This is a genomic window from Enterobacter cloacae complex sp. P43RS (genome assembly GCF_014930585.1).
Classification (GTDB): domain Bacteria; phylum Pseudomonadota; class Gammaproteobacteria; order Enterobacterales; family Enterobacteriaceae; genus Enterobacter; species Enterobacter bugandensis.
In genome coordinates this window covers 659,939-673,390 of record NZ_JADBRJ010000002.1, presented here as the reverse complement: position 1 = coordinate 673,390, position 13,452 = coordinate 659,939, and the positions used below count along the sequence as shown (strand labels likewise).

The 13,452-nt window shown below is 52.6% G+C and carries 11 protein-coding genes; 1 reads left to right on the top strand and 10 read right to left on the bottom strand.

Going from position 1 to position 13,452, the window contains the following annotated elements:
- Positions 1–183 precede the first annotated feature (183 nt).
- The 7 genes from IM294_RS07010 to IM294_RS06980 form a co-directional block, all read right to left on the bottom strand.
- Positions 184–942: an amino acid ABC transporter ATP-binding protein gene (locus tag IM294_RS07010; RefSeq protein WP_041907797.1), complete on the bottom strand. Its 759-nt coding sequence runs from the start codon at positions 940–942 to the stop codon at positions 184–186.
- Positions 943–949: 7 nt separating this feature from the next.
- Positions 950–2,053 carry an amino acid ABC transporter permease gene (locus tag IM294_RS07005; protein ID WP_126817373.1) on the bottom strand — a complete coding sequence of 368 codons (1,104 nt, stop codon included), beginning with the start codon at positions 2,051–2,053 and terminating at the stop codon, positions 950–952.
- A gap of 9 nt (positions 2,054–2,062) precedes the next feature.
- A complete protein-coding gene (locus IM294_RS07000) occupies positions 2,063–3,244 on the bottom strand; it encodes an amino acid ABC transporter permease (RefSeq protein WP_047367024.1) in 1,182 nt (393 codons plus the stop codon).
- Between the two features lie 67 nt (positions 3,245–3,311).
- Positions 3,312–4,337, bottom strand: coding sequence for an amino acid ABC transporter substrate-binding protein (locus IM294_RS06995; RefSeq protein WP_028014619.1), 1,026 nt, complete (start codon positions 4,335–4,337; stop codon positions 3,312–3,314).
- A gap of 448 nt (positions 4,338–4,785) precedes the next feature.
- Positions 4,786–5,007 (bottom strand): lipoprotein, encoded by a 222-nt coding sequence (locus tag IM294_RS06990; RefSeq protein WP_008502867.1) that lies wholly within the window; start codon positions 5,005–5,007, stop codon positions 4,786–4,788.
- Positions 5,008–5,308: 301 nt separating this feature from the next.
- Positions 5,309–8,422, bottom strand: coding sequence for an efflux RND transporter permease subunit (locus tag IM294_RS06985; RefSeq protein ID WP_126816975.1), 3,114 nt, complete (start codon positions 8,420–8,422; stop codon positions 5,309–5,311).
- 11 nt (positions 8,423–8,433) lie between these two features.
- Positions 8,434–9,573 (bottom strand): efflux RND transporter periplasmic adaptor subunit, encoded by a 1,140-nt coding sequence (locus tag IM294_RS06980; protein WP_126816977.1) that lies wholly within the window; start codon positions 9,571–9,573, stop codon positions 8,434–8,436.
- 384 nt (positions 9,574–9,957) lie between these two features.
- Between IM294_RS06980 and envR the strand changes: the two genes are divergently transcribed.
- Complete coding sequence (envR, locus tag IM294_RS06975; protein WP_063155260.1) at positions 9,958–10,674, top strand: acrEF/envCD operon transcriptional regulator; 717 nt, start codon at positions 9,958–9,960, stop codon at positions 10,672–10,674.
- Here the strand turns inward: envR and IM294_RS06970 are convergent.
- The 3 genes from IM294_RS06970 to fis all read right to left on the bottom strand — a co-directional run bounded on the left by IM294_RS06970 (position 10,590) and on the right by fis (position 13,450).
- The gene (locus IM294_RS06970; RefSeq protein ID WP_193360317.1) at positions 10,590–12,671 is read right to left on the bottom strand and encodes a bifunctional diguanylate cyclase/phosphodiesterase; all 2,082 of its coding nucleotides are present in this window, start codon (positions 12,669–12,671) and stop codon (positions 10,590–10,592) included. The two genes, envR and IM294_RS06970, sit on opposite strands and share 85 nt — an antisense overlap.
- A 138-nt stretch (positions 12,672–12,809) precedes the next feature.
- Complete coding sequence (locus IM294_RS06965) at positions 12,810–12,974, bottom strand: DUF2556 family protein (RefSeq protein ID WP_014885446.1); 165 nt, start codon at positions 12,972–12,974, stop codon at positions 12,810–12,812.
- 179 nt (positions 12,975–13,153) lie between these two features.
- On the bottom strand, positions 13,154–13,450 hold the full coding sequence (gene fis / locus IM294_RS06960) for a DNA-binding transcriptional regulator Fis (protein ID WP_000462905.1): 297 nt from the start codon (positions 13,448–13,450) through the stop codon (positions 13,154–13,156).
- Positions 13,451–13,452 lie beyond the last annotated feature (2 nt).

The following is a 13,452-nucleotide window of genomic DNA, read 5'->3' as shown; positions in this document are numbered from 1 at the left end:
CCGAACTCAGAAGTGAAACGCCGTAGCGCCGATGGTAGTGTGGGGTCTCCCCATGTGAGAGTAGGGAACTGCCAGACATCAAATAAGTGAAAAGGCCATCCGAAAGGATGGCCTTTTTGCGTTTCTGCGCTGCACAAATCGTAGGCCGGGTAAGGCGAAGCCGCCACCCGGCAGAGCAAACGACTAATGAATTACCTGCGATAAAAATGCTCGCGTACGTTCTGACTTCGGATGCGCAAAGAACTCATCCGGCGGTGCCTGCTCAACAATCTCGCCGCGGTCCATAAAGATCACCCGGTCGGCCACGGTTCTCGCGAATCCCATCTCATGCGTGACGCACAGCATGGTCATGCCGGATTGTGCCAGCCCAATCATGGTATCCAGAACCTCCTTCACCATTTCCGGATCCAGCGCAGATGTTGGTTCGTCAAACAGCATGATTTTGGGTTTCATGCACAGCGAACGGGCGATAGCCACGCGCTGCTGTTGCCCGCCCGAGATCTGACCTGGAAACTTATTGGCATGCTCCGCGATGCGTACGCGTTCAAGGTAGTGCATCGCCAGCGCCTCCGCTTCCTGTTTCGGCATCTTTCGGACCCAAATTGGCGCAAGCGTACAGTTCTGCAGAACGGTCAGGTGTGGAAACAGATTAAAGTGCTGAAATACCATTCCCACTTCCTGCCGCACGCGTTCGATATTGCGGATATCTTCATTCAGTTCAATACCATCAACCACAATGCGTCCTTGCTGATGCTCTTCAAGATGGTTAATACAGCGAATGGTTGTGGATTTACCTGAACCGGAAGGGCCGCAAAGGACGATGCGTTCGCCCTGCTTTACCTTAAGATTGATGTCCTTCAGGACATGAAACTGTCCATACCATTTATTGACGTTTTCCAGCGTAATCATCGCGTTGGCGGTTGTCATAGTCATTTGGCTCATAATTTCCTCAGTGCGGTGTACGCCCGGTGTTAAAGCGTTTTTCCAGATGCTGGCTATAGCGCGACATGCTAAAACAAAAGATCCAGTAGATCAGAGCGGCAAAGACATATCCCTCGGTGGACATACCCAGCCAGACAGGGTCAACGGTTGCCTGCTGCACGCTGCTAAAGAGATCGAACAATCCGATGATGATCACCAGGCTGGTATCTTTAAAGAGAGCAATGATCGTATTGACCAGCCCAGGGATAACCAGCTTGAGCGCTTGCGGAAGGATCACCAGCCCCTGCGTTTTCCAGTAACCGAGCGCCAGCGATTCCGCCGCTTCGTACTGGCCTTTAGGCAATGCCTGCAGGCCACCGCGTACAACTTCAGCGACATAGGCGGACTGGAAGAGAATCACCCCGACCAGGGCACGGATCAGCTTGTCGATCGTTGTACCTTCCGCCATAAACAGTGGCAGCATGACCGACGACATAAACAGTACGGTGATAAGCGGTACGCCGCGCCAGAACTCAATAAAGATAACGGAGAGCACGCGTACGACTGGCATTTTTGAACGGCGACCCAGGGCGAGTAAAATGCCCAGCGGTAGCGCGCCGGCGATCCCTACTGAAGCGATAATCAATGTCAGCGTCAGGCCACCCCACTGGCGTGTTTCAACGCGTTCCAGCCCCAGAAAACCGCCATACAGCAGCACCCAGACAATAATCGGATAAACCACCGCCCAGACGGCAATATAGCGTCCACGGTGAGGCAGCTTTTTCCAGAACATGACTGCAACAGAGAGCAGGCCGATAACCAGCGCCAGATTAATCCGCCAACGCTGTTCGTGGGGATACAACCCATACATGAACTGGCCGAAGCGCTCATGAATAAATACCCAGCAAGCGCCGGCTTTTGTGCAATCTGCCCGGGTTGTACCGACCCAGTTGGCCTGTATAACCGCCCAGTTCAGCAGGGGAGGGAGCAATTCCCACATGAGCCACAGGCAGACAATCGTCAGCAGGCTATTACTCCAGCTGGAGAAGAGATTCTTGCGTGCCCAGAGAATAAAACGTCCACCCGTCGAGCTGGCAGGGCGCGAGGAGTGCGACAGTATCGCTTTTGTCATCATAGATCCTTAGCGCTCGACCAGTGCTATACGACGGTTATAAAGGTTCATCAGCAACGAAATGGCCAGACTGATGATTAGATAGACGGACATGGTGATGGCAATGGTTTCTATGGCCTGTCCGGTCTGGTTAAGCACGGTTCCGGCGAAGAGAGACACCATATCCGGATAACCAATGGCAGCTGCCAGCGATGAGTTTTTGACAATGTTGAGATACTGGCTGGTCAGGGGCGGAATGATCACCCGTAAAGCCTGCGGAATAATAACCTGGCGAAGCGTCACGGTATTCGGCAAACCGAGTGAACGTGCCGCCTCGTGCTGCCCGTAAGGCACGGCCTGGATCCCGGAGCGGATGATTTCCGCAATAAACGCGGAGGTATAAATTGAAAGCGCCAGCGTGAGTGCTGCCAGTTCAGGAATTAACACCATACCACCCTGGAAGTTGAATCCGCGTAGGTGAGGAATATCCCAGTGCAAGGCTGCACCAAAAAGCCAGTGAGCAACTAACGGTAAGCCAACAATCAGCGCAGCGGCAACTGGCCATGTTTTACGAAGCTGTCCGGTTTTAATCTGATGCTTACGGTTATAGCGGAACAGGCCGACGGAAATCGCGAGCGCAACAATAATGGCGACGACAAAGGCGTAAATCCCTTCGGCCACCTGCGGAGAGGGAATATATAACCCACGATTACTCAGGAAAAACAACTCAAACGCATCGACGGCCTGGCGGGGACCGGGAAGATTACGCAGCACCGCGAAATACCAGAAGAAGATCTGCAGCAGCGGCGGGATGTTGCGAAACGTCTCAATATAGATGGTGGAAAGCTTTCGCAGCAGCCAGTTTTCAGAAAGACGCGCCAGCCCAATAAAGAAGCCCAGGATGGACGCGAAGACAATACAAAGTGCCGATACCAACAGCGTATTCAGTAAACCGACCACAAACACGCGTCCGTACGTGTCACCCTCCTGATAGTCGATAAGGTGCTGAACAATCCCAAAACCCGCGCTGCGATCCAGAAACGCAAAACCGGAGGTGATACCGCGATTATTCAGGTTAGTGATGGTGTTATGGATGAGATACACGGCGATAAGAACAACCGCAACAATAGCAATAATCTGGAATAGCCAGGCGCGGACCGCGGGATGAGAAAAGGATAGCGATCCTTTTACGGCTGAGCGGCGATGGGACATAAAGAAACCTCAGTAACCATGACTCTGGAGTGGGCACTGCCCGAGCAGTGCCCGTTACAGCTATGACTTAACGTACTGGTGGCGCGTACTGAATACCGCCGTTATTCCAGAGATTGTTCTGGCCGCGTTTGATCTTCAGCGGGCTTTCCGATCCCACGTTACGCTCGAAGATCTCTGCGTAGTTACCCACCTGTTTGATGATGTTGTAAGCCCACTTGTTATCCAGCTTCAGATCCTTGCCGAAATCACCTTCTTTACCGAGCAGGTGCGCCATATCCGGGGTGGAAGGATTCGCCGCTTTCTCATCAACATTTTTCGAGTTGATGCCCATCTCTTCTGCATTCAGCATGGCAAACAGCGTCCAGCGAACGATAGAGAACCAGTCTTCATCGCCACGACGCACAACCGGTCCGAGAGGTTCTTTGGAGATCACTTCAGGCAGGACAATCCATTCCGCCGGATTGCTCAGCTTAATGCGTAAGGCATACAGCTGTGACTGGTCAGAGGCCAGGGTGTCGCAGCGACCAGATTCCAGCGCTTTGGCTGATTCATCCGAGCGGTCGAAAGTCACAGGGGTGTATTTCATCTTATTTGCTTTGAAATAATCCGCGACGTTCAGCTCGGTATCGGTACCCGCCTGGATACATACGGTGGCGCCATCCAGTTCTTTGGCGCTTTTCAGGCCCGCTTTATTGTGGGTCAGGAAGCCGATGCCGTCATAATAGGTCACGCCCGTAAATGACATCCCCATACCTGCATCGCGGGAGGAGGTCCAGGTGGTGTTACGCGAGAGCATGTCAACCTCGCCGGACTGCAGCGCCGTAAAGCGCTCTTTCGCCGTCAGCGGGGTGTATTTTACTTTGCTGTCATCACCAAAAACCGCTGCTGCGACGCCACGGCAGACATCCACATCAATACCGGTAAATTTGCCGTTCGCATCGGCATAAGAGAAGCCAGGCAGACCGTCGCTGATACCGCATTGAACAAAACCTTTCTTTTTAACGGCATCCAGCGTCGTTCCCGCATGGGCTTGACCGGCTATGGCAAACAACATGCCTGCAGCGGTCAGGCTGGCTATCATCGTCTTTTTCATAATGGATCCTGTGTGGCGAAATTTATTGTTATAGAAGCGTTTTTAAGCGCTTAACCTGTCTGTGGCATTGGCCAACGTTTATAAAGCAAACGTAATGCCAGTTTTGAGTTCAGCGAGATAAGAGAAAACTGAACGCTTAATGCAGAGTGTAGACAGGCTTAAATAAAATGAGCGCCCCGAAACAGTGCGAAATTACAACCTGTGCCACAAATTGGAGCAAAAGTTTTAACCGGGATGAGATAAAAAGAAGAGATAGTTTCTCAGGTGAATATTGGCAGAGTATTCAATAGTATTAATGTATGAAAATCATCAGAGATAAGAAAAAGGTGTTGTTAGCGGTTGGTTGAAATGAAATATAAGAATAAATGCGGAACTTTTTTATTTATTAGAAAATGGTGCACTCATTAAAAGCAAAAGCGCGGCCGGAGCCGCGCTTTCTGAACAGATGTTACTTCGTCAGGGCAACAATACCTAACGTTAAACCCGCTACTGCGGCAGCGCCGCCGGCGATGGCACCCGCTGTTTCCCAGTTGTCCTGGGTGGTGCCTTTCATACAGGTATTGGTATGAACCAGTCGGCCCTGATCATCGTAAACCGGTACACAAGGAGAGTCGTGCGCGCAACCAGCAAGCAGCGCAGCGAGAAGTGCAACGGAAATGAATCTTTTCATGATGTTACCTCAGTATTATTTCTTATTCGCTACAAAGCCAGGAGGGCTATTAACGAACTGGAGATTATTTTACCACCAGGGTAAGTTCCCGTTACACGTGGAATAATCTCAAATTATGTAGTTTGTAAAAATCATGGAGAAAAAGCGTTTTCTGGATAAATTCATGGAGAAATTATGGAGTCGCAAGAGGGCGCTTTTACTTAATGCAAACTCATGATTTTTTAATATGCGATTCAATAATGACTAATCCATTGTTTATATTAAAATAAAAAAGGCACCAAACGGTGCCTTCAGGGATACGTTAATCCTTATGGTTGGTAAACCGTCTTCGGACAACCACAAAGAAAACGGGCACAAAGAAAATAGCCAGAAGCGTTGCGGAAAGCATGCCTCCCATCACACCCGTACCGACAGCGTTTTGCGCGCCGCTCCCGGCTCCGGTGCTAATTACCAGCGGCATGACGCCAAGAATGAAGGCCAGGGAGGTCATCAGGATCGGGCGAAGGCGCATTCTTGAGGCTTCCAGCGTGGCCTCAATGATACCTTTACCTTCTTTATCCATCAGGTCCTTAGCAAATTCGACGATCAGGATGGCGTTTTTCGCCGATAACCCAATCGTTGTCAGCAGGCCGACCTGGAAATAGACGTCATTGTTTAACCCGCGCAGCGACGCTGCGAAAAGAGCCCCGATGACGCCTAACGGCACAACCAGCATGACAGAGAAGGGTATGGACCAGCTTTCATACAGTGCAGCCAGGCACAGGAACACCACGATCAGTGAAATGGCGTACAGTGCAGGCGCCTGGTTACCGGAAAGGCGTTCCTGATAAGACATTCCCGTCCAGTCATAGCCGATGCCGGAAGGCAGTTTTGCCGCCAGGCTTTCCATCATCACCATGGCCTCACCGGTACTTTTCCCTGGGGCTGACTCACCGAGGATCTCCATGGACGGCATGCCGTTATAGCGTTCCAGACGAGGAGAACCGTAAACCCAGTGAGCGCTGCTAAAGGATGAGAACGGCACCATTTCCCCATTCGCGCTGCGCACGTAGAGATTGTTGATGTCCCCCGGCAACATTCGGAATTTCGCATCCGCCTGGACGTAAACTTTTTTCACGCGGCCATGATCGATAAAGTCATTCACATAGGTACCACCCAACGCCGTCGATATCGTCTGGTTGACGTCAGAAATGCTAATCCCCAGCGCCTGCGCTTTCTCCTGATCGACATCCAGTTTGAACTGCGGTGTATCCTCCAGGCCGTTAGGACGCACGCGAACCAGCAGGTCAGGGTGCTCTTTCACCATGCCGAGCAGCTGATTACGCGCCTGCGTCAGCTGGGTATGCCCCAGGTTTGCCTGATCGATAAGTTCAAAGTCGAAGCCCGTTGCGGTTCCCAGTTCGATAATGGCAGGCAGGTTAAACGGAAATACAAGGCCGTCTTTAATCTGGCTGAACGCTTTTGTCGCTCGGCCCACGATGGCCTCAACGCTATTTTTCTCCCCAGAACGTTCTTCCCAGGGCTTCAGGCTGACGAAGGCGATACCGGAGTTCTGGCCCTGACCGCTAAAGCTAAAGCCGTTAACGGTAAAGACGGACTCAACGTTCGCTTTCTCTTTGGTCAGATAGTAGTCCTGAACCTGGTCGAGAACCTGCTGAGTACGCGTCTGGGTCGCACCCGCCGGGAGTTGAACCATCGTCATAAATACCCCCTGATCCTCTTCAGGCAGGAAGGAGGTAGGTAAGCGCAGGAACAGCACCGCCATCCCACCGACAATAAGGACGTACACCACCAGATAGCGGCCGGTCTTACGCAAAATACCGCTTACGCTGTTGCTGTAGTGCTCCACGCTCTTATCAAAGAGCGCATTGAACCAGCCAAAGAACCCCCCTTTCTTCTCATGATGATCGCCAGAAACGGGCTTAAGCAGCGTTGCGCAGAGTGCGGGCGTCAGGATCAGCGCAACCAGCACGGAGAGCGCCATGGCGGAAACGATAGTCAGCGAGAACTGGCGATAGATGGCGCCCGTCGAGCCACCAAAAAAGGCCATCGGAACAAAGACCGCCGAGAGAACCATCGCGATCCCCACCAGCGCGCCCTGGATCTGCTCCATCGACTTCTGCGTGGCCTCTTTCGGCGGCAGCTTGTCCTCTACCATCACGCGCTCAACGTTCTCGACCACCACGATGGCGTCATCAACGAGTAGCCCTATCGCCAGTACCATCCCGAACATCGTCAGGGTGTTGATGGAGAAACCGAACGCCGCAAGAACCGCGAAGGTACCCAGCAGAACCACCGGCACCGCGATAGTCGGAATGAGCGTCGCGCGCAGGTTTTGCAGGAACAGATACATGACCAGGAAGACCAGAACGATCGCTTCAAACAGGGTCTTCACCACTTCATGAATAGAAATTTTCACAAAAGGCGTGGTGTCATAGGGATAGACGACCTTCAACCCCTGCGGGAAGAACTGTTGCAGTTGCGCCAGTTTGCTCTTGATGGCTGCCGCGGTATCCAGCGCGTTTGCCCCGGTTGCCAGCTTAATCCCCAGGCCGGTTGCGGCCTGCCCGTTGATTTTGGTCACCATATTGTAGTTTTCGCCGCCGAGCTCAATGCGAGCGACATCCTTCAGGTGAACCATCGAGCCGTCCTGGTTCACCTTGAGCGTCACGCGGCCAAACTCTTCCGGTGATTTCAGGCGAGTTTGCGCGATGATGGAGGCATTCAACTGCTGTCCAGGAACCGATGGCGTACCGCCCAGCTGACCTGCCGCTATCTGGTCGTTCTGCGTTTTCAGCTGGTTGATAATATCCAGCGGCGTCAGCTGGTATTTATTCATCGCGTTGCTGTCTAGCCAGATGCGCATCGCATACTGGGCGCCAAACAGCTGAACGTCGCCGACACCCGTCGTTCGGCTGATAGCATCTTTGACGTTCGAGGCGACATAGTCGGAGATATCATCCTGAGTGAGGTTTTTGTTGTCCGAAACAAAACCGGCGACCAGCAGGAAGCTGCTGCTGGATTTCTCAACGCCAATCCCTTGCTGCTGTACCTCTTGCGGCAGCAGCGGCATGGCGAGCTGCAGTTTGTTCTGCACCTGCACCTGGGCGATGTCCGGATCCGTTCCTGACTCGAAGGTCAGTGTGATGGTGACATTACCTGCTGAATCGCTGGTGGAAGACATGTACATCAGGTTGTCGATACCGTTCATGTTCTGTTCGATAACCTGGGTCACGGTATCCTGCACCGTCTGGGCATCAGCGCCGGGGTAGGTCGCAGAAATCGCCACGGCTGGCGGAGCAATCGTCGGATACTGGGCGACGGGCAGTTTGAGAATGGCCAGCCCGCCTGCAATCATCAAAATGATGGCAAGTACCCAGGCGAAAACCGGCCTTTGAATAAAGAAATTAGCCATGTCGTCGTTCCTTAACTGGCGGGAGTCGTGGTGGTATCTGGCGTGGCGACGACGGTAGCCCCTGGTCTGACTTTTTGTAATCCGCTGACAATCACGCGGTCACCGTTTTTCAGCCCTTCCGTCACCAGCCAGCGGTCGCCAATGGCCTGAGGCGCAACGACGGTACGTGATTCAACCTGGTTTTTATCATTAACCACCAGCACGGTTGCGTCGCCTCGCGGCGTTCGGGTCACGCCCTGCTGCGGAACCAGAATGGCATCTGGCTGTGTGCCTTCATCAATGCGGGCGCGAACGAACATCCCCGGTAACAGCAGGTGTTGAGGATTCGGGAAAATGGCGCGCAGCGTGATTGAGCCGGTGCTTTCATCCACCGTAACGTCGGAGAACTGCAGGGTGCCTTTCAGCGGATAGGGCTGACCATTCTCCATCAGCAGCTCAACTCTGCTGGCCGTGTCGCCTTTTTGCAGGCTCGTCTGCTTCAGGCGCATAAATTCATTGCTCGACTGGGTCACATCGACATAAATCGGATCAAGCTGCTGGACCGTCGCCAGCGCTGCGGCCTGCCCGTTCGTCACGAGCGCCCCTTCCGTCACGCTGGATTTGCCGATGCGGCCATCGACAGGGGACGTTACTTTGGTATACGCAAGGTTGATACGTGCGCTTTCAACGCCCGCTTTTGCGGCGACAACGCTGGCATCTGCCTGCTGGGCCGTGGCCACGGCCTGGTCATACTCTTGTTTACTGACATACTGTGTTCCCACCAGTGGGAGATAACGTTTCACCGTCAGGTGTGCAATATTGGCCGCCGCCTGCGCCTTTGCCAGCTCGCCTTTCGCGCTGTCGTAAGCCGCCTGATAGGTCGCAGGATCAATTTGATAAAGTGAGTCCCCAGCTTTTACATCGCTACCTTCCGTGAAGTTGCGACGCAGAATGATACCGCTAACCTGTGGACGAACCTCCGCAACGCGGAACGCATCTGTTCTGCCCGGGAGTTCAGTTGTGACGGCCAGCGGCGCACTTTTCACGATATGGACGCTGACCTGAGGCGCCTGTGCATGTTGTTGTTGATTTTCCTGGCCATCGCATCCAGTGAGCAGTACAGCGCAGACAATGAAACCGGCTAAGGGTAAACGTCTGAAATGATTCGTCATGACTGTTCCTTTAAATACCCATTAACCGATGTTTGCCGTAGATCGGTAGTGGGGCAGAGGGAAAAAATAAAATGTAGCTGCGTATAATAATGAGGGTATTTAATGTTTTTTAATTTATAAGTGCGAATGACGAGGCCTGAGAGGAAAATCAGAATCAGTCCCGTAGAAAATACGGCTATACTTCTGCCCGCTAAATCAGGCTAATAGAGCTTAACCGGTAAATTTATTCATTTCGTGAATTTAATTCCGGGCATGTATTTAGATTGTTTATAGATTAAGTAAATTGACTTTTTTTGTGCAAAATTAAAACGGCTTTTAGTGAATACTTCCAGCCATCCGAACCTGATGTTATGTATATACCCTGCGAGTAAAGAGTAGCTGTCAATGGCGCGTAAAAAGAAAGAAGAGGCTCAGCAAACCCGACAGCAGTTGATTGAGGCGGCTATCGGGCAGTTTGCAACGCGAGGCGTAGCCAGCACGACGCTGACGGATATCGCCGATGCCGCAAAGGTTACGCGTGGTGCTATCTACTGGCACTTTACCAGTAAAGCAGAGATATTTAATGCCATCTGGGAACAGCAATTACCGCTACGTGACATCATTCGCGACAGGCTTTCTCTCTCCGAAAATGATGATCCGTTGTTAATACTTCGTGAGCAATTCATTACTGCGCTTCAGTATATCGCACGCGAACCCCGTCAATGTGCGCTATTACAAATTTTGTATCATAAATGTGAATTTACTAGCGATATGATTTCAGAGGATGAAATTCGGAAACGTATTGGGTTCAATTATGATTCTTTGCGCGTTACGCTGGAAAAATGTATTTCTCGAAACATCATTTCGTCGCAGGTGAACGTTGAGCTGACCATGATCGTATTCCACGGTTTTTTTAGCGGCATCATTAAAAACTGGTTAATGAATACCGACAGTTTTAATCTTTATCAGCAGGCGCCAGCCCTGGTCGACAGTATTCTGGCGACACTCCCTCTCTTGCGCGTGTCGCCTCATAATGATTACGGCTCAGCGCCTGGCAACATTTCACCCCGTGCACAAAGCGCCTCGATGGTCTGCACGCTGGCGGGTTTACCTAACAGATAACCCTGTAAGGTATTACAGCCCAGCTCCGTCAAAAAGGCTTGCTGCGCTTCGGTTTCTACACCTTCGGCCACGACTTTCAGGTTGAGCGTTTTCGCGAGGGCCACAATCGCAGAGACAATGGTGGCATCCTCGCTTTCACCGCTTAACTCTTTCACAAATGCTCTGTCTATCTTCAGTTCACAGGCCGGTAAACGCTTGAGATACAGCAGGCTCGAATATCCGGTCCCAAAATCATCAATCGAGGCTTTCACCCCAGCATCCGTCAGCTCTGTCAGCACCCGCACACTCTCATCGGGGTTGCTCATCGCCGTAGTTTCCGTGACTTCCAGGATCAACATTTCCGGCGGGACGTGATGACGCTCCAGGCAGTCGAGCACTGTTTTAACCAGCGAGGGCTGTTCGAACTGCAGCGTCGACAGGTTTACTGCTATTGACCAGTTTCGATGCCCCTGCAGATGCCATTCTCTCAGCTGGCGACAGGCTTCATTGAGCACCCAGTTACCAATAGGGATGATAAGCCCGGTTTTTTCCGCCAGCGGCAGGAAAAGATCCGGCGTCAGTAAACCCTGCTTCGGATGCTGCCAGCGCAGCAGTGCTTCAAACCCGAGGAGAGGGCCCGCGGGCGCGTGAAACTTTGGCTGATAAAGCAGGCGCAGTTCATTACGATCGACGGCCATCCACAGATCGTTCATTAACTGAAGATGGGTCTGCGCCAGAGTGTTCATGGAGGGCTGGAAAAAGTGATAGCCGTTTCGGCCCATATGCTTGGTGTGATACATCGCCGCGTCGGCGTTAAACATCAACTCACGTTCGGTTTTGCCGTCGTGAGGGTACAGGGCGATACCAATGCTAAGCGTTACCACCAGTTCGTAGGGGTCGAGAGTGAACGGGCTATCGATCGCCCGCACCAGCGAATTTGCCAGCGAGGCCGCATCGTCCGGACCTTCTCCCTCAGCCAGCAGAACAAACTCATCGCCGCCAATGCGTGCAAGGGTAAACTGGCCCTTCAGGAGATGCAGCAGACGCTGCGTAACGGCGACCAGCAGCCTGTCACCGACATCATGGCCGTAGGCGTCATTGATGGCTTTAAAACCGTCGAGATCCATGAACATCAGGGCGAAATGGGTACCTTCACGGTCAGCTTTGCTGATGGCCTGATCGAGCCGGTCCTCCAGCAGGATACGGTTGGGCAGACGCGTTAGCGTATCGTGCAGCGCCAGCTGCGCAAGTTCCCGGTTCGCTTCTGCCAGCGACGAGGCCAGAAGGGCGGTTCGTGCCTGCAGGCGGGCATCCAGCATCGACACCAGCAGGGTGATCCCAAGAATAGAGAGCGCGACGACGCTGACCAGCACGGCCAGCCAGCTGCCGTTAATACCCTGATGGTGAACCATGGTGGACATTGGAAACTGCGCGGCCTTCATCCCGGCGTAGTGCATACCGGCGATAGCAATTCCCATCGTGATGGCGGCACCCAGGCGCATCAGCACCACCTGAGCGGCTTCGTGGCGCAGGCGGAAGGTCAGCCACAATGCTGCAAGCGAAGCGACAAGCGCAATCACGACCGAAATGGCCACCCACAGCGTGTCCCAAACGATCCCCGGCCTCACCTCCAGCGCCGCCATACCGGTGTAATGCATGGCAACAATACCGATTCCCATTACCAGAGCGCCGGGGAGCAGGCGGCGCATGCGCAGCTGTTCACAGCTGACGAGCCATAGCGCAAACAGTGACGACCCCACGGCGATGACCATAGATAAAATCGTCAGGGTCGCGTTGTAGCTCATGCTCATGGAGAGATCCATCGCCAGCATGCCGATAAAGTGCATGGCCCATACGCCAATGCCCATCGCAACACCGCCTCCCGCCAGCCAGATGCGGGCTGCGACGCCCTGACTCCCGGCGACGCGTGCAGCCATATTCAGCGCGGTGTAAGCAGCAAGGATGGCAACAGCAAAGGAGAGGGCTACAAGGATAGGGTTGTATTGGCTAACCAGCATGGTCGGTTCTACTCGAGTATGACGTTACGCAGGAGAGGTTGAGAAGGGCGAGACATTATCACCGTCAGGTAACGGCTCAAAGGGATTTAAATCCCCGTTTTTAGTGGGCAATACGGGGAGGCCGATGACGGCAGGGTGTTAATCGAGTTCTGAACAGTTCACTAATTTCAGCGGATTGACGGAGTTCATATTGCGGCACTTGTCGGTTTCGGTGCTCATCAGTTCAATCCACTGCATCAGGAGGGCATCGAATAGAAAAACGGAGATTGCAAAGACGACCAGCCACCAGTATTTACGAATCATTGTGTCATTCCGCGAGAAGAGAGCCACTGAAGTGGTGGAAATATACACGAAAAGAAGCGGTTTAAAAGCGGGATAAGCAAAGGTTTACAAAGCGTTGACGGTGAAAGAATAAGACAATAAAAAAGGCGCATCCCCATGCCAGGTAGCGCCTTTTTAAACAAGCATTTAACTGATTAGTATCAGTTCATGCCGTATTTTTTCAGTTTCTTACGCAGAGTACCACGGTTGATACCCATCATCAGCGCAGCGCGGGTCTGGTTACCGCGGGTGTATTGCATCACCATGTCCAACAGTGGCTGTTCAACTTCAGCCAGTACCAGCTCATACAGGTCATTAACATCCTGACCATTCAGTTGAGCAAAATAGTTCTTCAGTGCCTGTTTAACCGAGTCACGCAGGGGCTTTTGAGTTACCTGATCCTGAGAGTTAACGGTAGAAACGGTCAGTACGTCAGAATTTACGCGTTGTTCGAACATAG

Excerpts from the sequence above, each read along its gene's own strand:
- fis (WP_000462905.1), bottom strand. The coding sequence starts at position 13,450 with ATGTTCGAACAACGCGTAAATTCTGACGTACTGACCGTTTCTACCGTT.
- IM294_RS06990 (WP_008502867.1), bottom strand. The coding sequence starts at position 5,007 with ATGAAAAGATTCATTTCCGTTGCACTTCTCGCTGCGCTGCTTGCTGGT.
- IM294_RS07010 (WP_041907797.1), bottom strand. The coding sequence starts at position 942 with ATGAGCCAAATGACTATGACAACCGCCAACGCGATGATTACGCTGGAA.
- IM294_RS06970 (WP_193360317.1), bottom strand. The coding sequence starts at position 12,671 with ATGCTGGTTAGCCAATACAACCCTATCCTTGTAGCCCTCTCCTTTGCT.
- IM294_RS06965 (WP_014885446.1), bottom strand. The coding sequence starts at position 12,974 with ATGATTCGTAAATACTGGTGGCTGGTCGTCTTTGCAATCTCCGTTTTT.
- envR (WP_063155260.1), top strand. The coding sequence starts at position 9,958 with ATGGCGCGTAAAAAGAAAGAAGAGGCTCAGCAAACCCGACAGCAGTTG.
- IM294_RS07000 (WP_047367024.1), bottom strand. The coding sequence starts at position 3,244 with ATGTCCCATCGCCGCTCAGCCGTAAAAGGATCGCTATCCTTTTCTCAT.
- IM294_RS06985 (WP_126816975.1), bottom strand. The coding sequence starts at position 8,422 with ATGGCTAATTTCTTTATTCAAAGGCCGGTTTTCGCCTGGGTACTTGCC.
- IM294_RS06980 (WP_126816977.1), bottom strand. The coding sequence starts at position 9,573 with ATGACGAATCATTTCAGACGTTTACCCTTAGCCGGTTTCATTGTCTGC.
- IM294_RS06995 (WP_028014619.1), bottom strand. The coding sequence starts at position 4,337 with ATGAAAAAGACGATGATAGCCAGCCTGACCGCTGCAGGCATGTTGTTT.
- IM294_RS07005 (WP_126817373.1), bottom strand. The coding sequence starts at position 2,053 with ATGACAAAAGCGATACTGTCGCACTCCTCGCGCCCTGCCAGCTCGACG.